Origin of the sequence: Polymorphospora sp. NPDC050346 (assembly GCF_040655695.1) — a bacterium.
GTDB lineage: Bacteria > Actinomycetota > Actinomycetes > Mycobacteriales > Micromonosporaceae > Polymorphospora > Polymorphospora lycopeni.
Genome location: NZ_JBFAKM010000025.1, coordinates 58,738 through 82,733, shown reverse-complemented (window position 1 = coordinate 82,733; position 23,996 = coordinate 58,738). Strand labels below are relative to the sequence as shown.

22 protein-coding genes are annotated in these 23,996 nt (G+C 73.4%); 6 read left to right on the top strand and 16 right to left on the bottom strand.

Translation table 11 applies throughout. The annotated features are described in order from the left end of the window. Window positions 1-7: 7 nt before the first annotated feature. From AB0I42_RS24230 to AB0I42_RS24210, 5 genes are all read right to left on the bottom strand, one after another. The gene (locus AB0I42_RS24230; RefSeq protein WP_357540299.1) at window positions 8-403 is read right to left on the bottom strand and encodes a hotdog domain-containing protein; all 396 of its coding nucleotides are present in this window, start codon (window positions 401-403) and stop codon (window positions 8-10) included. Then, a complete protein-coding gene (locus AB0I42_RS24225; protein WP_357540297.1) occupies window positions 400-1,158 on the bottom strand; it encodes an OAM dimerization domain-containing protein in 759 nt (252 codons plus the stop codon). The genes AB0I42_RS24230 and AB0I42_RS24225 overlap by 4 nt, the downstream gene beginning before the upstream one ends. 120 nt (window positions 1,159-1,278) lie before the next feature. After that, window positions 1,279-2,901 (bottom strand): lysine 5,6-aminomutase subunit alpha, encoded by a 1,623-nt coding sequence (locus AB0I42_RS24220; RefSeq protein ID WP_357540295.1) that lies wholly within the window; start codon window positions 2,899-2,901, stop codon window positions 1,279-1,281. Then, window positions 2,898-4,403: an amidohydrolase family protein gene (locus AB0I42_RS24215; RefSeq protein WP_357540368.1), complete on the bottom strand. Its 1,506-nt coding sequence runs from the start codon at window positions 4,401-4,403 to the stop codon at window positions 2,898-2,900. Before AB0I42_RS24215 ends, AB0I42_RS24220 begins: the two co-directional genes overlap by 4 nt. A gap of 95 nt (window positions 4,404-4,498) precedes the next feature. Then, window positions 4,499-5,530 (bottom strand): zinc-binding alcohol dehydrogenase, encoded by a 1,032-nt coding sequence (locus tag AB0I42_RS24210; RefSeq protein ID WP_357540293.1) that lies wholly within the window; start codon window positions 5,528-5,530, stop codon window positions 4,499-4,501. A 140-nt stretch (window positions 5,531-5,670) separates the two neighbouring features. Here AB0I42_RS24210 and AB0I42_RS24205 point away from each other — a divergent pair, with 140 nt between their 5' ends. Then, window positions 5,671-7,083 carry a lysine 2,3-aminomutase gene (locus AB0I42_RS24205; protein ID WP_357540291.1) on the top strand — a complete coding sequence of 471 codons (1,413 nt, stop codon included), beginning with the start codon at window positions 5,671-5,673 and terminating at the stop codon, window positions 7,081-7,083. Window positions 7,084-7,143: 60 nt separating this feature from the next. Here AB0I42_RS24205 and AB0I42_RS24200 read toward each other — a convergent pair whose 3' ends face one another. Further along, entirely contained in the window at window positions 7,144-7,338 is a 195-nt protein-coding gene (locus AB0I42_RS24200; protein ID WP_357540289.1) for a CsbD family protein, read from the bottom strand. A 157-nt stretch (window positions 7,339-7,495) separates the two neighbouring features. On the opposite strand from AB0I42_RS24200, the gene AB0I42_RS24195 reads away from it, so the two are divergent. Together AB0I42_RS24195 and AB0I42_RS24190 are read left to right on the top strand one after the other, a co-directional pair. Next, the gene (locus AB0I42_RS24195) at window positions 7,496-8,059 is read left to right on the top strand and encodes a histidine phosphatase family protein (RefSeq protein ID WP_357540287.1); all 564 of its coding nucleotides are present in this window, start codon (window positions 7,496-7,498) and stop codon (window positions 8,057-8,059) included. 82 nt (window positions 8,060-8,141) lie between these two features. Beyond that, the gene (locus tag AB0I42_RS24190) at window positions 8,142-9,203 is read left to right on the top strand and encodes a MerR family transcriptional regulator (RefSeq protein WP_357540285.1); all 1,062 of its coding nucleotides are present in this window, start codon (window positions 8,142-8,144) and stop codon (window positions 9,201-9,203) included. A gap of 40 nt (window positions 9,204-9,243) precedes the next feature. Here the strand turns inward: AB0I42_RS24190 and AB0I42_RS24185 are convergent, their stop codons facing one another. Together AB0I42_RS24185 and AB0I42_RS24180 are read right to left on the bottom strand one after the other, a co-directional pair. Further along, complete coding sequence (locus AB0I42_RS24185) at window positions 9,244-9,702, bottom strand: Lrp/AsnC family transcriptional regulator (protein WP_212818169.1); 459 nt, start codon at window positions 9,700-9,702, stop codon at window positions 9,244-9,246. A gap of 257 nt (window positions 9,703-9,959) precedes the next feature. After that, a complete protein-coding gene (locus tag AB0I42_RS24180) occupies window positions 9,960-10,316 on the bottom strand; it encodes an Lsr2 family protein (RefSeq protein WP_357540283.1) in 357 nt (118 codons plus the stop codon). Between the two features lie 330 nt (window positions 10,317-10,646). Here AB0I42_RS24180 and AB0I42_RS24175 point away from each other — a divergent pair, with 330 nt between their 5' ends. Then, a complete protein-coding gene (locus AB0I42_RS24175) occupies window positions 10,647-10,964 on the top strand; it encodes an STAS domain-containing protein (protein WP_357540281.1) in 318 nt (105 codons plus the stop codon). Between the two features lie 59 nt (window positions 10,965-11,023). Here the strand turns inward: AB0I42_RS24175 and AB0I42_RS24170 are convergent, their stop codons facing one another. The 6 genes from AB0I42_RS24170 to AB0I42_RS24145 form a co-directional block, all read right to left on the bottom strand. Continuing rightward, a complete protein-coding gene (locus tag AB0I42_RS24170; protein WP_357540279.1) occupies window positions 11,024-13,054 on the bottom strand; it encodes a hypothetical protein in 2,031 nt (676 codons plus the stop codon). Next, window positions 13,051-14,184, bottom strand: a complete 1,134-nt coding sequence (locus AB0I42_RS24165; RefSeq protein WP_357540277.1) for a VWA domain-containing protein — start codon at window positions 14,182-14,184, stop codon at window positions 13,051-13,053. Before AB0I42_RS24165 ends, AB0I42_RS24170 begins: the two co-directional genes overlap by 4 nt. A gap of 70 nt (window positions 14,185-14,254) precedes the next feature. Continuing rightward, a complete protein-coding gene (locus tag AB0I42_RS24160) occupies window positions 14,255-16,606 on the bottom strand; it encodes a DUF5682 family protein (protein ID WP_357540275.1) in 2,352 nt (783 codons plus the stop codon). Continuing rightward, window positions 16,606-17,697: an AAA family ATPase gene (locus AB0I42_RS24155; RefSeq protein ID WP_357540273.1), complete on the bottom strand. Its 1,092-nt coding sequence runs from the start codon at window positions 17,695-17,697 to the stop codon at window positions 16,606-16,608. The genes AB0I42_RS24160 and AB0I42_RS24155 overlap by 1 nt, the downstream gene beginning before the upstream one ends. A gap of 22 nt (window positions 17,698-17,719) precedes the next feature. Beyond that, window positions 17,720-19,009 carry a hypothetical protein gene (locus AB0I42_RS24150; RefSeq protein ID WP_357540271.1) on the bottom strand — a complete coding sequence of 430 codons (1,290 nt, stop codon included), beginning with the start codon at window positions 19,007-19,009 and terminating at the stop codon, window positions 17,720-17,722. A 139-nt stretch (window positions 19,010-19,148) separates the two neighbouring features. Further along, a complete protein-coding gene (locus tag AB0I42_RS24145; protein ID WP_357540269.1) occupies window positions 19,149-19,724 on the bottom strand; it encodes a TerD family protein in 576 nt (191 codons plus the stop codon). Window positions 19,725-19,889: 165 nt separating this feature from the next. Here AB0I42_RS24145 and AB0I42_RS24140 point away from each other — a divergent pair, with 165 nt between their 5' ends. Then, entirely contained in the window at window positions 19,890-21,083 is a 1,194-nt protein-coding gene (locus AB0I42_RS24140) for a hypothetical protein (RefSeq protein ID WP_357540267.1), read from the top strand. 28 nt (window positions 21,084-21,111) lie between these two features. On the opposite strand, the gene AB0I42_RS24135 is transcribed toward AB0I42_RS24140, so the two are convergent. After that, window positions 21,112-21,387, bottom strand: coding sequence for a hypothetical protein (locus AB0I42_RS24135; protein WP_357540265.1), 276 nt, complete (start codon window positions 21,385-21,387; stop codon window positions 21,112-21,114). 126 nt (window positions 21,388-21,513) lie between these two features. Between AB0I42_RS24135 and AB0I42_RS24130 the strand changes: the two genes are divergently transcribed. Further along, window positions 21,514-22,665 (top strand): hypothetical protein, encoded by a 1,152-nt coding sequence (locus tag AB0I42_RS24130; protein ID WP_357540263.1) that lies wholly within the window; start codon window positions 21,514-21,516, stop codon window positions 22,663-22,665. 64 nt (window positions 22,666-22,729) lie between these two features. Here the strand turns inward: AB0I42_RS24130 and AB0I42_RS24125 are convergent, their stop codons facing one another. Further along, the gene (locus tag AB0I42_RS24125; RefSeq protein ID WP_357540261.1) at window positions 22,730-23,836 is read right to left on the bottom strand and encodes an esterase-like activity of phytase family protein; all 1,107 of its coding nucleotides are present in this window, start codon (window positions 23,834-23,836) and stop codon (window positions 22,730-22,732) included. Between the last annotated feature and the right edge of the window lie 160 nt (window positions 23,837-23,996).

Sequence of the window (23,996 nt, the reverse complement as noted above, 5' to 3'; positions counted from 1 at the left end):
GCCCAGGTCACGGGCGGGGCGGGACGACCACCGTACCGGTCGCCGTCACCGCCACCAGCGGCTCCGGCAACACCGACGCCGCCGACCCCACACCCTCACCACGGCACACCACCGCGCACACGAAATCCAGCGTCCGCGACCGCGTCCCCACCCGGGTCACCGTCGCCGACACCTCCACCACGTCACCGGCCCGCACCGGCCCCCGGAACTGCACATCCGAATACGACGCGAACAACCCCTCGTCACCATCGGTACGGATACACACCTCCGTCGCCACGTCACCGAACAACCCCAACGCGTACGCCCCGTCGACCAGATTCCCCGCGTAGTGCGCGTGCGAGTACGGCACATACCGCCGGTGCGTCACCGTCAACCCCAACCGCCCGTCACCGCTCTCGCTCATGCCCCCACCTTCTTCGTGATCAACGCGTGCACCAGATAGCTCGCGACCTCACCCGGCGTCGTACCCCGACCGAAGATCCGGTCCACACCCAACTCGCCGGTCATCTTCTCGTCGAACCGCGGCCCACCCACGACCAGCAGCGGCCGCCGGCCCGCCGGCAACGCCTCCCGGAACGCCGCCGACATCTCCCGCGTGTTGTGCAGATGCGCGTCCCGCTGCGTCACCACCTGCGACACCAGCACCGCGTCCGCCCGCTCCGCCCGCGCCGCCTCCACCAGATCCGGCACACTCACCTGCGCACCCAGGTTCGTCACCTTCAACTCCCGGTAGTACTCCAGGCCCTTCTCACCCGCGATCCCCTTCACGTTCAGGATCGCGTCGATGCCCACCGTGTGCGCGTCCGTACCGATACACGCACCCACCACCGACAACTTGCGCCGCATCCGGCGCTTCACCAACGCGTTGACCTCCTTGGCGGACAGCAGCGGAAAATCCCGCTCCACCACCTCCACCTTCGACAGATCCACCAGATGGTTCACCCGCCCATACACGACGAAGAACGTGAAACCGTCCCCCATCTGCCGCGAATGGACCAGCATCGCCGGATCCAGACCCATCTTCGCCGCCAACTGCAACGCCGCACCCTCGGCCCGCTTGTCCAGCGGCACCGGCAACGTGAACGACACCTGCACCATGCCGTCCCCGGTCGTGTCCCCGTACGGCCGCACGACCTGCCTGCCCACCACATCCGTCACGGTGCCGACCTTTCGTTCGCGACTGCGGGGCTCCGCTTCGCTGCACTCCTCGCGCTCACGGGGCCAACCTTTCGTTCGCGACTGCGGGGCTCACTCGCTGCGCTCGCTCACTCCTCGCGCTCACCGTGCCCGCCTTTCGTTCGCGACGGCGGGGCTCCGCTTCGCTGCACTCCTCACGCTCACCGGACCACCCTCCAGGATCTCCGTAGCCGGGTTGTAGTAACCCGCCTCGTGCCGCGCCACCCCGTCCAGGCCCTTGCCCCGGTCCGCCGGCCGCCGCATGATCCCGAACGTCCCCTCCGCGATCGCCCGCAACAACGTGTCGTCGACGATCCGCTCCAGCAACGACACCGCCTCACCCAACACCTGGTTCGCCCGCGCCTGGATGAACCCGCCCGGCGCCGGCACGAAATCCTCCGCCAACCCGCCCGCCGCACCCAGCACGTACCGCACGTTCTGCAACGCGATGTCCCGGTCGGACAACCACGGCGTCACCACCGCCTCGGTCATCATCCCCACCAGCAGGATCCCCTGACCGGTCAGCGCACCCACCAGATTGAAGAACCCATCCAGCAGATTCCCCCGGAACACGTCCCCGGTCATGTGCTTCGTCGGCGGCATCCACTTCAACGGCGCATCCGGAAACAACTCCCGCGCCAGCAACGCGTGCGCCAACTCCAACCGCAACGACTCCGGCACATCCGGATTGATCTCGAACGCGTGCCCCAACCCCAACTGCCAGTCCGCCAACCCCGCCTCATGCGCGAAAAACTCGTTCAACAACTGCGACACCGTCACCGTGTGCGCCTCGTCGACCGCATCCGCCGTCGTCAGATAATTGTCCTCACCGGTATTGATGATGATCCCCGCACGCGCGTGCACCTGCCGCGAAAACCGCTGGTCGACAAACGTCCGCACCGGATTGATGTCCCGAAACAGAATCCCGTACATCGAATCGTTCAACATCATGTCCAGCCGCTCCAAACCCGCGAGCGTCGCCATCTCCGGCATACACAACCCGGACGCGTAATTCGTCAACCGCACATAGCGCCCCAACTCCCGCGACGACTCGTCCAACGCCGCCCGCATCAACCGGAAGTTCTCCTGCGTCGCGTACGTCCCCGCGAAACCCTCCCGCGTCGCCCCCTCCGGCACATAGTCCAACAACGACTGCCCCGTCGACCGGATCACCGCGATCACATCCGCACCCGCCCGCGCCGCCGCCTGCGCCTGCGGAATGTCCTCGTAGATGTCACCCGTCGCCACGATCAGATACACCCACGGCCGCCGCGGCGGATCCCCCCACCGCCGCACCAGACGCTCCCGCTCCGCCCGCCGCCGGTCGATCGACCGCACCCCCGCCGCCACCGCCCGACGCGACGCCCGCCGCGCCGCCGACGCCCCCCGCCCCGACGGCACCACGAACCGCACCGACCCCGCCGCCGCCTTCTGCGCCAGCAACGTCACATCGTCGACACCCTCCCGCGCCATCGCCTCGAACACCGGCACCGCCACCCCATGCCCCAACCCGACATCGGCGACCACCGCGTCCACCAACCGGTTCACCCACGGAATCCCGTCCGGATCCGCACCCGACACCCCGGCCAGCCGCAACACCGCCCGCTCCACCGACACCGTCGTATGACCGCGCGCCAGATCCACCACCGGCTGACCAGCCCGCCGCGCCAACTCCCGCGCCCGGCCCACCAGCACCGGGTCCAGATCCAGCTTGCCCACGCTCACCCCTCGCCGAAAATCACGTCGCCACGCAACACCGTGCGCCGACAAACCGGAAGCGGAGTCGGATCCGCCGGCCCACGAAGATCCGGGTCCTCGGCCACCAGAACCGGCAACCCACCCACCACCTCCGTCGCCACGTCCCACACCGCGAACGTCGCCGGCGCCCCCGGCGCCAGCACCCCGTCCATCACCCGCCCCGCCTCAGGCGGCAACGCCCGCCAACCACCCCGACTGTGCGCCGCGAACGCCGCCCGCACACTCATCCGATGCACCGGATTGAAATGCGACACCGCCGCCCGCACCGACCCCCACGGATCCACCGGCGTCACCGGCGAATCCGACCCGAACGCCAACGCCACACCCACCCCGTGCATCGCACCCAACGGATTCGAATCCAACGACCGCTCCACCCCCAACCGCTGCGCGTACATCCGCTCCCCACCACCCCACAACCGGTCGAACGCCGGCTGCATACTCGCCACGATCCCGAACTCCACGAACCGCCCGATCATCGGCTTGTCCGCCATCTCCGCGTGCTCGATCCGATGCCGACCCGCCCGCAACCGCGCCACCCCCACCTCCTGCGCCGCCGCCGCGAACCCCGACAACACCGTCGCGATCGCCTCGTCACCGATCGCGTGGAAACCGCCCTGCAACCCCAACCCCACACACTCCACCAGGTGGTCACGCACCTGATCCACCGACACGAACCCCAACCCGCAACCCCGGTCACCATCCAGATACGCCTGCGACACATGCGCCGTACGCGACCCCAACGCCCCATCCGCGTACAGGTCACCACCCGCCGCCACCGCACCCAACTCCCGCGCCCGCACCCCACCCATCAACTCACCCCAATAGCCGTACACCTCCGGCAACCCCACCCCCGACAACCCCAACACCCCCACGAAATCCGCCTCACTCGACGTACCCGGCCCACCGCACTCGTGCACCGCCGCCACCCCCAACCCCGCCGCATGCCGCAACGCCGCCCGCTGCGCCAACCCCCGCTGCGCATCCGACACCGACCCCAACGCCACCCCGCGCACCACATGGTGCGCCGCCTCCCGCACCCACCCCGACCCGTCGAACCCCTCCACCGCCCGCACCTGCGGCGCCGCCGCCAGCAACGCCGACGAACACAACGCCGAATGGATCGACGCCTGCGACAGATACACCCGCCGCCCCGCCGCCGCCCGATCCAACTCCGCCGGCCCCGGCGGCACCTGATCCGACCACGTCGACTCGTCCCACCCGTGCCCGATCACCACCGCGTCCGCCGGCAACCCCGCCGCGAACCCCGCCACCACCGCCAACAACTCCCCCGCCGACCGCACCCCCGACAGGTCCAACCCCGACAACGCCAACCCCGTGTCCGTCGCATGCACATGCGCGTCCACGAACGCCGGCGTCACCAACCCCCCACCCAGATCCACCACCGCATCCGCCGACGGCGCCTCCGCGTCCACCCCCAACCAGGCGATCAACCCGTCCCGCACCAGCATCGCCGTAGCCGTCGGCTCCGCCGGACAGTAGAACCGGCCACCCCGGTAGAGCACCGAACGGCCACCTTCGCGCACAGAGGCATCAGTCATGCCCATCAGTCTGCCGCCAACCGCGCCTCGAACAACCCACGCACACCCGGCTCCGCCCGCAACAACCCCAACGCGAACTCCGCATGCCCCGGCACATAACCGTTACCGACCAGCATCGACACGTCCGCCGCCAACCCCTCCGCCCCCAACGCCGCCGCCGCGAAACTCGTCGCCATCGAGAAGAACACCACCGTGCCCCGCTCCGCCGTCGACAGGATCGCCCCGTGCTCGCAACCCGGCACGTCCACACACACCACGGTCACATCGGCCGGGCCACCCAACGCACCCGCCACCGCCGCCGACAACGCCACCGGATCACGCGCGTCCGCCAGCACCACCTCGTCCGCCAGCCCCGCCGCCACCAGCCGCTCCCGCTCACCGGCCACCGGAACCACCCCGACCGTGCGCGCCGCACCCGCCCGCCGCGCCGCCGCCAGCGCCAGCGACCCGCTCTTGCCCGCACCACCGAGCACCGCCACCGTCGGCGCCGCATACCCGCGCACCACCCGGTCGGTCAACGCCGGCGCACCACACACGTCCAGCACCGACAACGACAGGCGCGGATCCAGGTCGTCCGGCAGCACCGCCGCGACCGACCGCGCGAACAGCACCGCGTGCCCCGCACACGGCACCTGCTCGCCCAGGCCGTCCCAGCCGGCCAGGTCGTCGTCGACCGACAGCGGCGTCAACGTCAACGACACCAGGGTCGCCACCCGGTCGCCGACCTTCAGCCCCAGCGGCGACTCCGGGCCGACCTCCCGGACCGTACCGACCAGCATCCCGCCCGACCCGGTGACCGGATTGTGCATCTTGCCGCGCGACCGGATGATCCCGAGCACCTCGGCCCGCACGGCCGCACCGTCACCACCGTGCTTCTCCGACAGCTGCCGGAAGCTCGCCGCGTCCAGGTTCAGCCGCTCCACACCGATGAGCACCTCGTCCGCGCCGGCCCGCGGGGTCGCGTCCAGCCGCCACGCGGCCTGCGGCAACACCCCCGCCGGCTCGATCACCCGGTGCAGCCCGACCGGCGACGTCATCGCGACCCCTCTCATCTGCCAACCCAACTCGCAACGCGGGAAAACTTCCGGCAGAATAGTTCCTCGACAGGAGGATTTCCAGTAGCCTCAGGCGGCCCCGACCCGGGTAACCACCCGGGCGCGCACCCACAGGAGGGTCCGTGACGCACCCCAAGGAGGCGGCACCCCGCCCCACGCACCCCGCGCCCACCACCCCCGGAGCGCGCCCCACCGCCGGACAGCCGTACGACTACGTCCGCCGCGAACTCACCGAACCCGACTGGACCCGCTTCCCCGGCTGGCGCGACATCACCCGCGAACAGTGGGAATCCGCCCAATGGCAACGCGTCAACTGCGTCAAGAACACCAAACAGCTCCGCGCCGTCCTCGGCGACCTCGTCGACGACACCTTCTACGCCGACCTCACCGCCGACCAGGCCGAACACGCCACCATGTCGATGCTCATCCCACCCCAGATGATCAACACCATGGTCCCCACCGGCCCCGTCACCACCGACACGCTGCGCGCCGACCCGATCCGGCGCTACATGATCCCGATCGCCTCCGACCGCCGCACCGACTGGCCGTCCCACCCCAACGCCAGCCGCGACTCACTCCACGAACACGACATGTGGGTCGCCGAAGGACTCACCCACCGCTACCCCACCAAAGTCCTCGCCGAACTGCTCTCCACCTGCCCCCAGTACTGCGGCCACTGCACCCGCATGGACCTCGTCGGCAACTCCACCCCCGCCGTCGACAAACTCAAACTCACCCTCAAACCCGTCGACCGCTACGACGCCCACATCACCTACCTACGCGCCCACCCCGGCGTACGCGACGTCGTCGTCTCCGGCGGCGACGTCGCCAACGTCCCCTGGCGCAACCTCGAGAACTACCTCATGCGGCTGCTCGACATCGAAACCATCCGCGACATCCGGCTCGCCACCAAAGCCCTCATGGGCCTACCCCAGCACTGGCTGCAGCCCGAGGTCGTCGAAGGACTCGAACGCGTCGCCCGCACCGCCGCCCGCCGCGGCGTCAACCTCGCCATCCACACCCACGTCAACCACGTCCAGTCCCTGACCCCGCTGGTCGCCCGCGCCGCCCAGACCGCGCTCGACGTCGGCGTACGCGACGTACGCAACCAGGGCGTCCTCATGCGCGGCGTCAACGCCACCGCCACCGACCTGCTCGACCTCTGCTTCGCCCTCCAGGGCGAGGCCGGAATCCTGCCGTACTACTTCTACATGTGCGACATGATCCCCAACGCCGAACACTGGCGGGTCCCGGTCTGGCACGCCCAGCAACTCCAACACGACCTGATGGGCTACCTGCCCGGCTACGCCACCCCGCGGATCGTCTGCGACGTCCCGTTCGTCGGCAAGCGCTGGGTCCACATGCTCACCGAGTACGACCGCGAGCACGGCATCTCCTACTGGACGAAGAACTACCGCACCTCGATCGAGACCGACGACGACGAGGTCTACGACAAGCGCTACGCCTACTACGACCCGATCGACACGCTGCCCGAGTCCGGCCAGCGCTGGTGGCGTAAGCAGACGGCGGCCTGACCCGCGCACGAGGAAGGGGACCCCCGCCGTCGGGGGTCCCCTTCCTCGTCGTTCGTACGATCAGCCCCGGAACGCGTCCCGTACGTCGCGACCGGCGTCCTTCACGTGTTCACCGGCCTGCTTGGTCCGCGCACCGGTCTTCTCCGCCGACCCCTCGGCCCGCATGCGCTCGTTGTCGGTGGCGTCGCCGAACTTCTCCTTGGCGGCGCCCTTCATCTCCTCGGCCTTGTTCCGGGCCTTGTCGGCGATGCTCATCTCGACTCCTCCGTCGTGCCGGTGTCGGTTGGTCCTGACTCCTGGCATGCCCCCTGGTCCGGTGCCGGAAACATGCTCGGTGGCGGGGGCCACCACCGCTAGCGCATCCTAGGACGCTAGGTCATCACCGGGAAGCCGGCGGTGGTTGACTGAGGGCATGGCGGAGATCGTCCTCGTCCGGCACGGCCACACCGAGTGGAGCGCCGCGCACCGGCACACCTCGTACACCGACCTCGACCTCAGCCCCGACGGCGAACGCCAGGCCCACGACCTGCGGGACCGGCTCGCCGGCCGCGCCTTCGCCGCCGTCCTGGCCAGCCCCCGCCGGCGGGCCCTGCGCACCGCCGAACTCGCCGGCCTCACCGTCACCACGGTCGACGACGACCTCGCCGAATGGAACTACGGCGACTACGAGGGCCGCACCACCGCCGACATCCACACCGACCGCCCCGACTGGAACCTGTGGACCGACGGCGCCCCCGGCGGCGAGACCCCCGACCAGATCGGCACCCGCGTCGACCGGGTCCTCGCCCGCGCCACCACCCTGCTCGCCGACGGCGACGTCGCCGTCGTCGCCCACGGACACTGCCTACGCGTCACCGGCGCCCGCTGGATCGCGCTGCCCCCGGCCGCCGGCGGCCGGCTCCGCCTCGACACCGCCACCCTGTCCGCCCTCGGCCACGAACACGCCCGCCCCGTCATCCTGCGCTGGAACACCTGAGAACGCGGACTGGACCCTTCCCCTGGGGCAAGCCGCAACATCGGGTGACCGGCCGACCGGCCGGCACGAGGAGGGGGCGGGAGTGCCACTGCTGACCATCGGAGCCTTCGCCGCGGCCACCCGGCTGTCGGCCAAGGCCCTACGGCTGTACGACGAACTCGGCCTGCTGCCACCGGCCGCCGTCGACGGCGACACCGGATACCGGTACTACGACGAGGCGCAACTCGACCGGGCCCGGCTCATCGCCCGGCTACGCGGTATCGGCATGCCGCTGGCCCGGATCCGGGCCGTCTGCGACCTCGGCCCCGCCGCGGCCGCCGACGAGGTCGCCGCCTACTGGGCCCATGTCGCCGCCGACACCGCCGTACGCCAGCGGCTCGCCACCCGCCTCGTGGAAGACCTGTCAGGAAGGGTCACCATGCACGACACCGCACTGGGCATCCGCCCCGCCGCCCGCACCGACGCCGGCCACGGACGCGACACCAACGAGGACGTCGCCTACGCCGGCACCCGGCTGCTCGCCGTCGCCGACGGCACCCGCGGCCCCGGCGGCCGGGCCAGCACCGCCGCCGTCGAGGCGCTCACCGCCCTGGAGACGGCCACGGCCGACGACCCGCTCGGCGCCCTCGCCGACGCCGTGGCCCGCGCCAACCGGGCCGTGGACCACGTCGGCGCCGACGTCCCGGCCGGCGGCGGCGAGGCTGCCACCACCCTGACCGCCATGCTGTGGACCGGGTCGCACCTCGCCCTGGCCCACATCGGCGACACCCGCGTCTACCTGCTGCGCGACGGGCGACTCAGCCAACTCACCCACGACCACACCTGGGTGCAGTCCCAGGTCGACGAGGGACGGCTCGGCCCGCAGGAGGCCCTCACCCACCCACAGCGGGCCCTGCTCGCCCGCGCCCTGACCGGGGCCGCCGGCACCGAACCCGACCTGTCGCTGCACCGCGCCCTCGACGGCGACCGCTACCTGCTCTGCTCCGACGGGCTGTCCGGGGTCGTACCGCCCGCCGCGCTGCACACCACCCTGCGCGACGCCGGCGAACCGGCGCGCACCGTCGACGCGCTCATCGCCCTCGCCTACGACAACGGCGCCCCCGACAACATCGCCTGCGTGGTCGCGGACGTCGTCGCCGGCTGATCCGGCGTGCCCGGCCCCGGTGCCCAGGGCGGCGCCGGGGCTACGGCGCCGGCTGCTGGGCCACCTTCGGCGGCCGGTTCTCGTACGGCGTCGACAGCACGACCGTCGTACGGGTCGTCACGTTCGCCGCGGTGCGGATCTCCTGAAGGACCCGTTCGAGGTCGGTGGGACCCGCCACCCGCACCAGCAGCAGATAGAAGTCCTCCCCCGCCACCGAATAGCAGGAATCGATCTCCGGCAGGTGCGAAAGCCGTTCCGGCGCGTCGTCGGGCTGCGACGGATCGAACGGCCGGATCGCCACGAACGCCGTCAACGGCAGGTCGAGCGCCTCGAACGACACCCGGGCCGAATAGCCTTTGATCACTTCCCGTTGTTCCAGCCGGCGCACCCGCTGGTGCACGGCCGACACGGAAAGGCCGACCTTTTCCGCCAGATCGGTGTAGGACAGTCGGCCGTCCGCGGTGAGGGCGGCGACGATAGCGCGGTCGATCTCTTCCACGGCGAGAAACCTACCGTTCCCGGCCGTGTCGGGCGATCCCGAAATGAACGAATGTCCCGCCGTCTCGCGCCGGCACCACGGCGGGACGGGACACGGGGGCGACCGGACCGGTCACCGCACGACGGCGGCGGCGGACGATCGCCCTCGATGACATCGCGCGGCCGCCCGTCACGGTCCGGACGGACGCGGTACCGGCCGAGCCGCCAGGCGCTCCCCGCCCGACTGACGGCTCCGTCCCGGGAACCCGTGCCGGCAGATCACCGACCGTGCGCGGTCCGGTAGGCGTCGCTGACCTCCTGCGGAATGCGGCCCCGGTCGGAAACCTCGAAACCGTTCTCCGCCGCCCAGGCACGAATCGCGCGATTCTCGTCGCGACCGCTGCTACTGGTCGCCGTCGAACGGCCGACCGGACGGTTCACCGGACGCACCACGCCGCCCCGGCCGATACGGTGGCCGGCCTTGATGAACTCGTCGAGAGCCGCCCGGAGCTTGCCGGCATTGGCGTCCGAGAGGTCGATCGTGTAGTTGACGCCGTCGATACCGAACTCGACCGTGCGGTCGGCCGGTTGACCGTCGAGGTCGTCGATGAGTGTGGTAATTACCTGTCGGGCCATGGAATCTCCTAGAAAGGTGGTCAGGGCGGAGATCAAGTCTCGCGTAGCACGAGGTCGAAGAGCAAATCCGAGGTGTGCGTGCCAGATTACGCTTCTGTTGCGACACGGAGGCGCCATTCACGTCGATCCGCAATGACGAATAGCGATCACAGCCTCACCGTACGCGTAATGGCAGGTGCGCCCGGGCGCCGATGCGGTAATCGCCCGATCCCCTACCCGGCCGTCCGGGCGCGCCCGGACGGCCGTGGGCCGGGCCCGCGCTCCCTGCGCCGGGGTTGATCGTCGCCTACCTTGGGAAAGAGGAAGACGATCGCGCGGAGGGGGCAAGGCATGGGAGACGCAGTGGTCAACCAGCAGAAACTCGACGACGGCACGGTCGTGGTCGAACTGCGCGGCGAGCTGGACCTGGCGACGAACGACGCCCTGCGGGCAATGCTCGTCGACCTGGTGGAGGCACAGCGCCCGCCACGTATCGTGGTCGACCTGCTACACGTCAGTTTCGTCGATTCGACCGGAATCGGCGCGCTGCTCGCCGGCTACAACGCCGCTATCGATTCCGGCGTCGGCTACAGGGTCCGGGCGGTGGCCCCGTTTGTCGAACGGCAACTGCGGCTCACCGGCGTCTACGGCCAGCTCGTCTCGCCCTGAGCCCGCCCCGGTCCCATTCCAATAGGGCCGGGACAGCAATGCAATGCGCTCGGGACCCGTCAACGACGGTCGGCGGTCACCGACAGCCGGATCTGCGCGTCCACCCACGGCCCCGACACCGCCGCCGGGTCGACACCGAGCCCCGCCGCCACCTCCTCCACGGCGTCCGCCGACCGGCGCAGCCCCACCCCGGCGAGCACCCGGCCGGCGGCCCGCAGCCGCTGCGGAAACGTCGGCGGCAGGTGCCGGACCCCACGATGCGCCAGCTCCGCCAGCAGCCCCAGCGCCGCGTCGACGGCGGCGCCCAGCTCGTCGACCCGCGCGTCGGTCCCGGCGGCCAGGTGACCACGGTCGTCGCCCTCGGCCAGATCCGGCACCACCACCGCACCCTCCACCGCGACCGCGGCCGGCGCCACCACCAGACCACCCCGGGTACGGTGCACCGCCCCACTGACGAACCGGGGCCGCCCCCGCTCGCCGCGCAACGCCCCGGCCAGCGCGTCCAGCGCCCCCGGGCACACCCCACGGTGTACCGCGGACACCGTGGCCGTACCACCGGCGGCGTCGGCGACCACCGCGTCGAGCCGCTGGTCGCCGGGCCGGTAGCCGATGCCCCGTACCTCGGCGATCTCGACCACCCGGAACGCCTCCGCGTCGACCCGCGGGCGGATCAGCCGTGGCGGCAGCGCCTCGAGGGTGGCGGCCAGCCCGGCCAGGTCCCGGACCACCAGCCCGTCGGGCAGCGACCGCCAGCCGCCGGACGACGGCGACACGGTCGTCGCCGCGATCCGCCGGGTCGCCAGCCGGACCCGGTGCGCGGCACTGCGCGCCGCCGACTCGGTGACGAGGTTGCCGGCGGCCAGCGCACCGACGGTGGACCCGCCGACCCGCCGGCCGGCGAGTTCCGGCCCGGTCGGATCGGTGCCCTCGGCGACCGGCCACCGGTGGCGCAGCACCAGCACGGTCGCCGAATCCGCCTGGGCGAGGAACACCTCCGCCGTACGGTCCTCGGCCGTGCCGGTGATCCGGCAGCCGAGACCGGTGAGCCGGACCCGGCGCAACGGGGTCTCGGCCGCCTCCTCGGTGCCGAGCACCCGCGTACGCGGGCCGGTGGCGGCGCCGGTCACCGCCCGGTGCCGGGCGTGCAGCTCGGCGAGCAGGTCGGCGACGCGTTCCGGATGGTAGTGGGCGCTGCGCTCCCGGTAGGCGGTCAACTGGCCGGCGAGGTCGTCGAGGGCGAGCAGCGGCCAGCGCAGGTTGGCCGCCTCGAGGTCACGCCGTACGACGGCGAACGCGCCGGCCAGCCCCGCGGAGTTGACCGCCCCCTCCAACAGCACCTCGTCGGCGAGGTCCAGCGCCGCCTCGAGACCGGAACCGCCGGCGGAGACGACGGCGCCGCCGCCGACCTCGACGCGTATCTCCGGCGCCCCCGGGGCGGTCTCGTCGGCGACCCGGCAGGCCCACACCGCCAGCGCGACCGCCTCCTGGTGGGCGCCCGGGGCGGCCGCGGTGTGCGCGTAGCCGAGCTGGTGCGGCACCAGGAACCGGACCGTGCACGACGGCAGTTCCACCAGCGGCGCCGGGTCGGCGGCCCCGGGACGGCGCACCAGCGCGCTGAAGCCGCGCCGGTGGGTACGGCGGGCCAGGGCCAGCGCCCGGCTGCCGATCAGCGCCTCGATCTCGTCGTCGCCGAACGTTCCCGGCGACCAGTCGAGCACCGCCGGGGCGGCCGGCGGCACGTCGCCGGCCGGTGCCGTGGGAGCCGGGGTCGGCGGGGCGCCCGGCCCGGCGGCCGGCCCGGCCGGGGAGCCGGCGGCGGCCTGGTAGGCCAGCACCAGGGTCAGCACGTGCCGGCAGGCGCCCGGAGCGCCGCAGTCGCAGTCCGCCGCGTCGAGGGCGGCGCCCGGCCCGATCCGGGTCCGTACCCCGTCCGGGTGCTCCCCGGTCAGGGTGCCGTCCGGCTCGACCCCGACCACCGGGCCGTCGCCGGCGTCGACCGCCTTCGCGGCACGCTTGAGCAGGCCGCGGTTCGTCAGCGCGGCCAGCGCGTCCGGGGTCAGCGCCAGCAGGTCGGCGCGGGTCGCGGTCATCGGCCGACGTGCTCGGCGACGAAGGCGGCGAGCTCCCCGGGCGTCATCGCGCCCACCCCGGCCCCGACGTCGGCCAGCCGCTGGGCCATCGCCCGGTCGTAGTCGGGGTTGGCGTCCTCGTCCAGCGCGGCCAGGCCGAGAACGTGGGTGCCCTGCTCGACGAGGCGGGCGACCCCCCGGACCAGTTGGCCCTGGTCGCCGCCCTCGTAGAAGTCGCTGACCAGGGCGACGATCGTACGGCGCGGGTTCTCGACCAGGCCGGCGGCGTACGCGACCGCCCGGGCGATGTTGGTGCCGCCGCCGAGCTGCACCTTCATCAGCAGCTCCACCGGGTCGTCGACGTCGGCGGTGAGGTCGACGACGTTCGTGTCGAACGCGACCAGATGCGTCTTGACCCCCGGCAGCCCCCACAGGCACGCCGCGGTGACCGCCGAGTGGATGACCGAGCCGACCATCGACCCGGACTGGTCGACCAGCAGGATCACCTGCCACCGCTCGAGGTGCCGGCGGGTACGGGACACGAAGTACGGCGTCTCGATCACCAGCCGGCGGTGTTCGGGCTGGTAGTGCGCGAGGTTGCCGGCGATGGTCCGCCGTACGTCGAAGTTGCGCGACTGCCGGAACCGGCTCGGCCGACGCGACCGGGTACCGGCGAACGCCTGCCGGACCTCCGCCGCCAGCCGCTCCAGCAGCTCGGCGACCACGGCGGCGACGATCCGCCGGGCCAGCTCCAGCACCCGCGGGTTCATCAGGTGCCGGGTCCGTAGCACCGCCTTGAGCAGCGTCGCGTTCGGCTCGACCCGGGCCAGCACCGCCGGGTCGGTGACCACCTCGTGGATCTCGTACCGTTCGACCGCGTCGCGTTCCAGCCGCTCGACGGTCTCCTTCGGAAACAGCCGGTGGATCTCGTCGAGCCAGTCGATGGTGGTCAGCGCCGACGGGCCGTCACCGCCGGCCCGGCCACCACCGCGGCGTACGTCACGGCGGGCGAGATCCTCGTCCCGGCCGTACAGCCAGCCGAGCGCGGCGTCGCGGGCCGCCGCCCGGCCGGTCAGCCCGCCCGCCCCCGCACAGGCGTCGGCGGGCTCGCCGAGCACCAGCCGCCACCGCTCCAGCCCCTCGTCCGTCACGCGCCCACCTCGCTGCCCTCGGCGGTCGCGTGACTCCACCAGAGCCAACCGGTTCCCTCGCTCCGCTCGGTCACGTCCCCACCTCGCTCCCGCTCTTTGACAGTGCCCGCTCCGGAAGCAGGCCGGCGCGGGCGAGGACCGCCTCGACGTCCGCGTCGAGTTCGCGGCCCCGGGCGAACAGGACCGGGTCACCGGCCGTACGCAGCAGGGCCCGGCCGGAGCCGGCCACCCCCCGACGGGCCAGCAGCCGCCCGGCGACACCCTCGCGCTCCCGGGGCGGGAAGTACGCGAACGCCTGCCGCAGGCCCGGCAGCGCGACCAGGAACTCGCGCTCGGGCATCGCGGTGACCAGCCCGTCGAGCACCCCGAGCAGGTCGGGTCGGCCGTCGCCCGGCCCCGGCTCGGTGTCGGCGGTCAGGATCTCCTCACGGGCCAGCGCGAACAGGCCGGCCAGCCAGTCGCCGAGGGTGTCGGTGCCGCCGGCGGTGCGGACCGCCGCGACCGGGTCGGCGCCGGTGCCCAGCGCCCAGGTGAGGCCGAACATGGCCCCGCGCAGGTCCGGTGGCACGCCCCGGTCGGCGGCCAGCCGGCCGGCGACCGCGAGCACCGCCGGCCGGTCGAGTTCCAGCACCGGCCCGGCGTGCACGACCGCGTCGCGCAGCGCCGCCACCGCCGCCAGCCGCGCCGGCTCGGCCGGTGCCGGCCCGCCCCGGATGCCTTCCGCCAGCCACAGCGCCCGGACCGTCGCCGACGAGATCACCGCGCCGAGCACGCCCGTGCGTGCCACCCCGAACAACCGGTCGTGGCGCCACAGGCCGAGGGCGACGGCGAGCACCCGGCCGAGCGACGCCAGTTCCCGTACCGCGCCGACCGACCCGGCCACCTGGTCGAGCACGTCCCCGGAGAGGTCGGCGATCCCGCACAGGGCGGCGTCGAACAGCACCGATGCCAGCCGGTCCGCGTCGCCGGCGGCGACGGTGGCCCGTTGGGCGAGCCGGGCGACGGCCGCGTCCCGCAGCGTCGCACCGTAGCCGCTGGCCTCGATCAGGGCGCTGAGCCGCTCCTCGGGCACCTCGACCGACCACCGCTCGACCAGCACCGCGTCGACGCCGGGGGTCGGGCCGGACTCCCGCCGGAACCCGGGTACACGCAGCGTGCGCAGCCGGTGCAGGACCCGGCTGCGGGCCAGGTCGGCCGGGGCGGTCAGGTCGAGCCGGACCTCGCCGGCGGCGCCGAGACCGTGGCGTTCCAGCTCGGCGGTGACGTCGCCGACGAGCGGCGGCAGCGGGGTGTCCGGGTGCAGCTGGCCCACCCGGTCGCCGCTGAGCGCCGCCACCATCTCGACGACCACCGGGTGCGTGCCGGCCGGCAGCGGGCCCCGGCTGGTCCACGGCAGCGGCACCTCGAGCGCCTCGTCGACCAGCGCCGAGACGAGGCCGTCGAGGATGTCGACGCGGGCCGGCGGCCGGTGGCCGCGTACCCGGGCCAGGCCGGCCGCCATCGTGCGGGCGGCGACCAGGTCGGCGGTGGAGACCCGCTGGCGGCGGCGACGCAGCCGGGCGACGACCGACGCGGTCAGGTCGTCGGCGGCCCGGGCCGGGCCGTGCTCCCACAGCCGCTGGTAGTAGTCGGGCGACGGCATGCCGGACTGGTAGCCGTCGAACGAGTCGAGCCGGCGGAACGAGTACGGCACCAGGAAGCTGCCGCCGCGGGCGCCGTCGGGCGGCCGGGGTACGTCCGGCCAGCGGCCGTCGCCGGTGCCGGCGAGCCGGATCAGGGCCGGCCGGTGGAAGCCGCCGGACACCACGACCACCGGGCGACCGTCGGCCCGGGTCGCCGCCGCGTCGACCCAGCGGGCCATGTACGCCTCGCGGGCGCAGTCGTCGTCGCCGGCCGTCGACTCGTCACGCAACAGGTCGAAGTAGGTGGCCAGACGTTCGGCGAGCCCGTCGTCGGGCTGGATCTCGAACAGGTGGTCCCACAGCGTGTCGACGTTGTCGACGGCGAAGGTACGGCACAGCCGGTCGACGACCTCGGCGTAGCGGCGCTCGGCGTCGGCGTAGCGGTTGGTGCGGTCGGCGAACGCCGGATGCCACGCCGGCAGGTCGATGAACCGGACCTCGGCCCCGAGCCGCCGGCCGGTGGTGAGCGCCACCCACTCCGGGGAGTAGTCGCAGAACGGGCTCCACGAGGCGTGCGCCCGGGTGCCGTCGCGGTAGGAGGTGAAGACGGCGACCGGCAGCCGGTGGCCGAGCAGCAGCTCGTCGAGCCGGTCGTTGACGTCGGCCGGCCCCTCCACCAGCACGTACGCCGGCCGCAGCGCCTCGATCGTGGACGCGACCAGCCGGGCGCAGGCCGGGCTGTGATGGCGTACGCCGAGGTAGGTCACGCCGGCGACCGGGCCGGCGGATGGTGCGGTCATCAGCCGGGCAGCAGGTGCCGGGCGTCGTGGAACGCCTTCCAGTGCGCGCCGGCGTGCCGGGGCACCCGCTGCTCCAGGTAGCGGCGCAGCCGGGCCAGGTCCTCGGCGTCGTCCTTGGCGGCGGTGCCGGCCAGGCAGGGCACGATGTCGGCCGGGGTGCCGGCGTCGCCGCGCAGGAACCAGGCCCGCAGGCCGACGGCGTGCGCCACCGACACGGCCTCGGCGGTGCTCATCACCGCCGACAGCCGGTCCGCCGGCTCACCCCGGCCGGTGGTGCCGGCCCGCAGCTCGCGGAACGTGGTGACCAGCACCTCGAGTACGTCCCGCCGGGGTGGCACGGTCACCCCGGAGCGGCGCAGCAGCGCGCCGGCCTCGGCCTCCACCAGGTCGAGTTCGGTGGCCAGGTCGGGGATCGGGAAGACGGTCTCGAAGTTGAACCGGCGCTTCAGCGCCGCACTCATCTCGTTGACGCCCCGGTCCCGGGTGTTGGCGGTGGCGATGATGTTGAAGCCCTCCCGGGCGAAGACCATCGCGTCGGAGCCGGACAGCTCCGGCACCGACAGCACCCGGTCGGACAGCGGCGACAGCAGGCAGTCCTGCACCTCCAGCGGGCACCGGGTGATCTCCTCGAAGCGGACCACCCGGCCCTCGGCCATGCCGCGCAGCAACGGGGCCGGCACCAGCGACCGGGGCGACGGGCCGTCGGCGACCAGCAGGGCGTAGTTCCACGAGTATTTGATCTGGTCCTCGGTGGTCGCGGCACCGCCCTGGATGGTCAGCGTCGAGTCGCCGCTGACCGCGGCGGCGAGCAGCTCCGACAGCAGCGACTTGGCGGTGCCCGGCTCGCCGACCAGCATCAGTCCACGGCTGGTGGCCAACGCCACCAGGGCCCGGTCGATCAGCGACGGGTCGCCGACGAACTTGGCGCTGACGCCGGCCCGCTCGTCGCCGAGGACGAAGGTGCGGGCGGCCTGGAGGCTGAGCGCCCAGCCGGGTGGCCGCTCGCCACGGTCGGTGTCGCGCAGCCGGGCCAGTTCGTCGGCGTACCGGACCTCGGCCGGCGGCCGCTGCACCCCGACCGGCGCGCTCATACCGACCCCTCGCTGCGCTCGCTCATGGCGTCTCCTTGCGTGGGTCGGTGCCGGCGTCCTGGATCGCGGCGACCCGGCGGCGGGCGTCGGCGGACAGGGCCGGCAGGGCGGCGGCGGTGGCCGCCGGGTGGGCGGGCACGTGCGCGCGCAGCAGCTCGGCGGCGGTCCGGGCGCGCGCCGTCGGACCGCCGGCCGCCTCGGCGAGCAGCCGTACGGCCCGGACCGGGAAGCGGCGGGCGGTCGCCTGCACCGACGCCGCCACCCGGGGCTGGTCGAGACGGTCGAGCTGGAGCCGCAGCGCCTCGTCGGTCGGCAGGACGGCGAGCGCGTCCAGGAGCCGCTGCCGGGCGTCGGCATCGGCGTAGTCGCGGTCGAACCAGTCGGCCAGCCGCGGCGCGATCGCCGGCCCGATGCCGTCGACGGCGGTGGTGACCAGGCTCTGGTGCTGGATCACCCACCAGGTCCGCACGTGTTCGGCGATCAGGTCGAGCTGCGGCAACGACCCGACCGCGCACCACAGCAGGCCGCCCACGGCGTAGTCGCTGGTCGCCGGCAGCGCCGCGCACTCCTGGTCGACCCAGGCGGTCTGGGTCGGCAGCAGGAAGCAGATCGCGACCCGTTGCCGGGCCGAGCCGGCGCGCAGGGCGGCGAGCGCGTCGACGGCGGCCGCGTGGTCGGCGCCGGGGGCGGCGGCGAGATGGGCCCGGGTACGGGCGGCGACGGCGAGCCAGTGCGCGTGGTGGCTCCAGCCGGTCGCCGACAGGTCGGTGTGCCGGCCGATCCGGACCCGGCCGCCGCGCGGCGGGTACGGCCCGTGGTCGACCACGAGTCCACTGAGTTCGACGACGGCGGAGGCGGCGAAGACCACGCCGTGGGCGGCGACCCAGCCGTCGGCCAGCGCCCGCATCCGGTCGATGTTGCCCCAGCCGTAGGCGTGGCTGGCGGCGGCGGCGACCGCGGCGGCGCCGGCGGCGGTCGGCTCGCCGGCGAGGTGGGCGCGGGCGGCGGCGGCGATCCGCGGATCGGTGTGCGGGTCGGCGAGCAGTGTGTCGATGCCGGGGCGCAGCGGGGCGAGGAACTCGTCGGCGGCGGCGACGGATGCCGGGCCGGCGTGCACGGGCGGGCCGGCCGCGCCGCCGCGGCGCGGGATGATGGTGCGTCGCCACGCGGGCGGTAGCTCGAACCGGTCCTCGTCGACGCGGGCCGCCGGCGCGGGCGGCTGCGACCGTCCGGTCTGGACCGGCACCGGCGCGTCGGCGCGGGCGGTCCGCTGAACCGTCGTGGTGCCACCGCCCGGTTCGAATGCTCGCACGGGGAATCTCCTTGATCATCCGCGTTGTCGGGCCACACTGTAGCGGTGCCGTCCGACAAAGCGGACCGACCTGGGCCGCAGCGACACGAAAGGCGCGGGAGGAGCCGGTCGGCCCCTCCCGCGCCCTTCGATCACACCGTCAGACGTTGACGCCGTAGTCGGTCGCGATGCCGTGCAGGCCGGAGGCGTACCCCTGGCCGATCGCCCGGAACTTCCACTCGGCGCCCCGGCGGTAGAGCTCGCCGAACACCATCGCCGTCTCGGTCGAGTAGTCCTCGGACAGGTCGAACCGCGCCAGCTCCCGGTTGTCGGCCTGGTTGACCACCCGGATGAAGGCGTTCTCGATCTGGCCGAAGGACTGGTTACGGGCCTGCGCGTCGTGGATCGAGACCGGGAAGACGATCCGGGTCACCTCGGCCGGCACGCCGGCCAGGTTCACCTTGATCGTCTCGTCGTCGCCGTCGCCCTCACCGGTGAGGTTGTCACCGGTGTGCTCCACGCTGCCGTCGGGCGAGGTCAGGTTGTTGTAGAAAACGAAGTGCTGGTCGGAAAGGACCTTGCCGGCGTCCCCGCAGAGCAGGGCGCTGGCGTCCAGGTCGTAGTCGGTGCCGGTCGTGGTCCGCACGTCCCAGCCGAGACCCACGTTGACGGCGGTGAGGCCCGGCGCCTCCTTGGTCAGGCTGACATTTCCACCCTTGGACAGAGTTACACCCACGAAGAGCCCTCCCACACACGCGATGATTCTGCGAACGTGACTGAACGTTACACAAATGCCGCCACGGGTCGTCCACCGCTTCGGGTGCCGGCCGGGTCCGGACGATCATCGGATGTGGGCCACGCGTTGCGCACCGGGTGCGCCGATCGGGCACCATTGCACACTGTGTGGAGCAACCGTCGACGACAGCGGGCCGAAGAGGCCCGGCAGGCGGAGCAGGCCGCCGCCCGGGCCGCCGACGCGTTCCTCACCCTCGACTCCGAGCAGACCTCCGTCGCCGCCGACTTCGACCTGCTGCTCGGCGTGCTCGCGCCGGCCGACGTCCCGGCCGCCCGGCGGTCGTACGACGCCGCCGCCGGGCAGTGCCAGCGGGCCATCGCCGCCTACCTGGCGCTGAACGCGCCCGACGCGCCCCCGCCGGCGACCGCCGCCCTGGAGCGGTCCCGGGCCGACCTCGACGCCGCCCGCGCGGCGCTGACGCAGTTCGCGCAGTGGTGCCGGACCCGGATGGCGCACGCCGCCGCCGCGATCACCGCCGCCGAGGAGCAGGCCGGCGACGCCCGGGACGCGCTGGCCGCGGCGACCGCCGCGATCGAGGCGACCCGGGCCGCCGGCCGCGACACCACCGGCGCGCAGCAGCAGCTCGCCCGCGCCCGGGAGGCGTACCACCAGATCTCCGAGGCCGCCGTCGGGCGCGCCACGGTCGGCATACGCGCCGCGGTCGCCGAGGCCCGCCGCCAGGCGGAGCAGGCCCGCCGGCTGGCCGACGAGGCGCGTACGCTGCCCGAGCGCACGCCGAAGGCACTGGGCAGCCTGCGCACCCGGGTCGACGGGCTGCGCTACCGGATCGGGCAGCTCGACGAGCGGATGTCGGACCTGCGCCGGGAGTTCGTGGCGGCCTGCTGGACCGACCTGACCGGGGGCGCCAAGGCGGCGCACACCGAACTCGACGCGGCGGTCGCCGCGGTCGGCGACGCGGAGCGGCGGGTGGCCGCCGGCGAGTGGGAGGCGGCCTGGGACGCGGTCACCCGGGCCCGGGGCCACCTGGAGCGGGTCACCGAGACCGTCGACGCGCCGGGTGAGCGGCTGGCCGCGCTGCGGGCCGTACGCGACGACCCGCGGGCCGAGTCGGAACGGACCCGGCGGGTGATCCGCGACGCGCAGCGGTTCGTGCTCGGGCTGCCGGGCGGGCCGCCCGGCGACAGCGCGCGACAACTCGACAGCCGGTCGGTGCTGCTCCAGACGATGGTCGGCAAGCTGGACGTGCCACACCCGGACTACTGGACCTACCTGACGCAGCTGGCCCGCATCCGGACCGAGGTCGGCGAGCTGGTCGACCGGATCCGGCAGGGCGGCTGAGCGGCGCCCGGCACCGGCCGGGGCCGGGTCAGCGGGACCGGTGGGCGGCCGTGGCGGCGCACGCGTCGGCGACCCGGGCCGCCCGTCCGGCCAGGTCGGCGGCGAGGTCGGCCAGCTCCTGCCAGGTACGGGCCAGGACCTGCGCCTCCTCCTCGGTCATCGGGACCACCACCGGGGTCTGCGGGCGGCGCGGATCGTCGATCGTCAGGGCGGCGCGGACCTCGTCGGCGGCCACGGTGGCCGCGTCGACGTCGAGGCAGGCGTCGTGCAGGCGGCCGAGGGCGGTGCGGGGTGTCCAGAACACGTCCTCCACCCTGAGTGACCGGGGCACCGCCGAGCAAACGAAACCACCCCCTGATGCCTTCGGAACGCGAGTTCGGCCAACGATTCGTTGGCATACGGCGCGGGCCGGAGGGCTACCCTTGCCCGGGTGTCCCCCGACCGGCGGTTCGACCGCCTGCGTATCAAGCACCTGCGGGTCTTCGACGCGCTGGTCCGGCGCGGTCGCTACCGCAGCACCGCCGAACAGTTCGGCGCCACCGACCAGCACATCCGCGACCTCGTAGACGACCTCGAACAGGCGTTCGGCGGCGGACCCGGGACCCTGGTCACCCAGGTCGCCGGCGCCCGCGGCGCGTACGTCCCCACCCCCGCCGGCGAGCAGGCCCGGGACATCTTCGGGCAGATCCTGAACCTGCTCGACGCCGCCGAACGGCTGCGGGGCGCGGCGACCGGCCAGCAGCGGCTGCTGGCGTTCCTGCCCCACCACACCCAACTGGTCACCAAGGTGATGGTCGCGCTGCGCGACCGCGACCTCGTCGTACCGCACACCCTCGACGAACTCGACCGGGCCGGCGGGCGCTTCGAGGAACGGGTGCTCGACAACGTCCGGCGGCGGGTCTACGACCTGGTGCTCGGGCCGCCGCCGGAGCGGCGGGCCAGCGACCGGCGCCGCAAGGGTCTGCAGACCAACCTGCTCTACACCGCGCGGCTGGAGGCGATGGTGCCGATGGAGCGGGTCGGCGACGGCCACCTCGAGTTGCACCGGCTCGCCGAACACGAACTGCTGCTGCCGCCACCGGGCTTCCGGTCCCGCGACATCCTCGACACCAGCTTCGTGGAGAGCGGCCTGGCCGACCGGGGGCTGCGGCTACGGGTGGTCAAGCCGTCACAGGTGACCGGGGTGCTGGTCAAGATGGGCTGGGACGGGCTGGGCACCGTCGTGCTGCCCTCGGACATCGCGCTGCCGTTCAAGGCGGGGAACTACTCGGCCGGCCCCGACGCCGACCGGTTCGCCTGGGTGCCGGTGGTCACCGGGGCGGACACCTACCTGACGCACGGCGTCTACGTCACCACCCGCGCCCACCGCGAGGCCGAACCGGGCGTACAGGAGATCGTCGACGCGGTCGCCGCGGCCGTCGACGCCACGCCCGGCCTGGAGGGCACGGACCCGCTGGCGGCCGGACCCGCCGACCGCGCGCTGCGGTCGCTGCTCGCCGGCCTCGCCGAAGGGCGGTACGACGGTCACCTCGCCACCGTCCGCGCGGCGCTCGACGCCCGTGACCAGGCCGGGCCGCCCTGAACGGGCGGACCGCCGGGCCGTCCGGCGGGACGGGGTGGGAGCGCCGGACGGCCCGGGGCCCGGTTCAGGGCAACGTCGCGGCGAGCGTGAGCACCCGGGTGACCTGGGTCGGTGAGCCGTTGTCGTCGCTGATCAGGTGCACCACGGCCGGGCCGCGGCCGAGCGGGGCGAGGGCCGCCATCCCCTCGTAGTTGTCCATCAGCGGGTTGACCTGGCTGCCCGGAGTGGTCGCGCCCAGGGTGGGGCAGGCGGTCAGGTCGGCGACGAGCCGCTTGGTGACCAGCGTGCCGGGTGGCGCGGTGGACAGGTTGGCGATGCCGGAGACGTCGGGCGCGCTGTTCACGCCGGTGACGGCGTACAGCCTGACGTCGTTGCCGACACCGGGGGTGAACTGGATCTCCAGGACCAGCAGGCGGCCGTCGCCGTACGCGGCGACCTCGGAGATCCGGTGCCCGGGGTCGGCGGCGTATCCGATCTGGCGGTCCAGCGCAAAGCCCGCGCCGACTCTCCGGTAGACCAGCATCCGGCGGATCAGCGACTCGCCGGACGCGGGCGCGTCGCCGGACAGCGGCGCCTCCATCGCGGCGTAGACGTGGCGGCCGGACGGCGAGATCGACAGGCTCTCCAGGGTGCCGTTGACGCGGGCCTCACCGGCCGGCGCGACCCGGAACCGGGCCGGCACCGGCAGCGCGCCGCGCTCGACCCCGTCCCGCCCGAAGACCCGGATCGACGGTTCGACCTCGGAACTGACCAGGAGGCGCCCGTCGGGCAGGACGGCGACGCCCTCACCGTCGAAGGTGTCGCCGTCGTAACGGGTGCCGTCCGGGTGGCGCAGCGGCACCGTGGCGGTCACCCGCGGGTCCAGCGGGTCGCGGACGAAGAACAGCCGGGGGTCGTCGTCGGAGACCGTGACGAACCCGAGGGTACGCACGTCCGGCGCGAACGCGGACAGTTCGGTGACCGGTACGCCGGCGAACGTCGTCTTGTCCAGGGCGTCGCTGAACGCGAGCGCGGATCCGGCCGGCGGGCAGTCGGCACCGCCGCGCGACGGCGCCGCCCCGGCCGGCGGCACGACATCGGCGGGCGCGGCCCCGGCGGGCGCCACGGGTACGGCGACCCCGGCGAGCAGCAGGGTGACGACGGTGAACAGGCGGGCGGTGGTGGATGGCATGGTCGCTCCTTCCGGGCAGCGAGGGCGGTGCCGCCGCCGAGCATGCGCCGCCGCCCGGCCGCGCCGGCCCACGCCGTTCCACGGCCTGGAACCACCGGGCCGACCGTCCCCCGTTTGGTGACGATCCGTAGCTGACCGCATTCGATCGGTGTACGTTGAG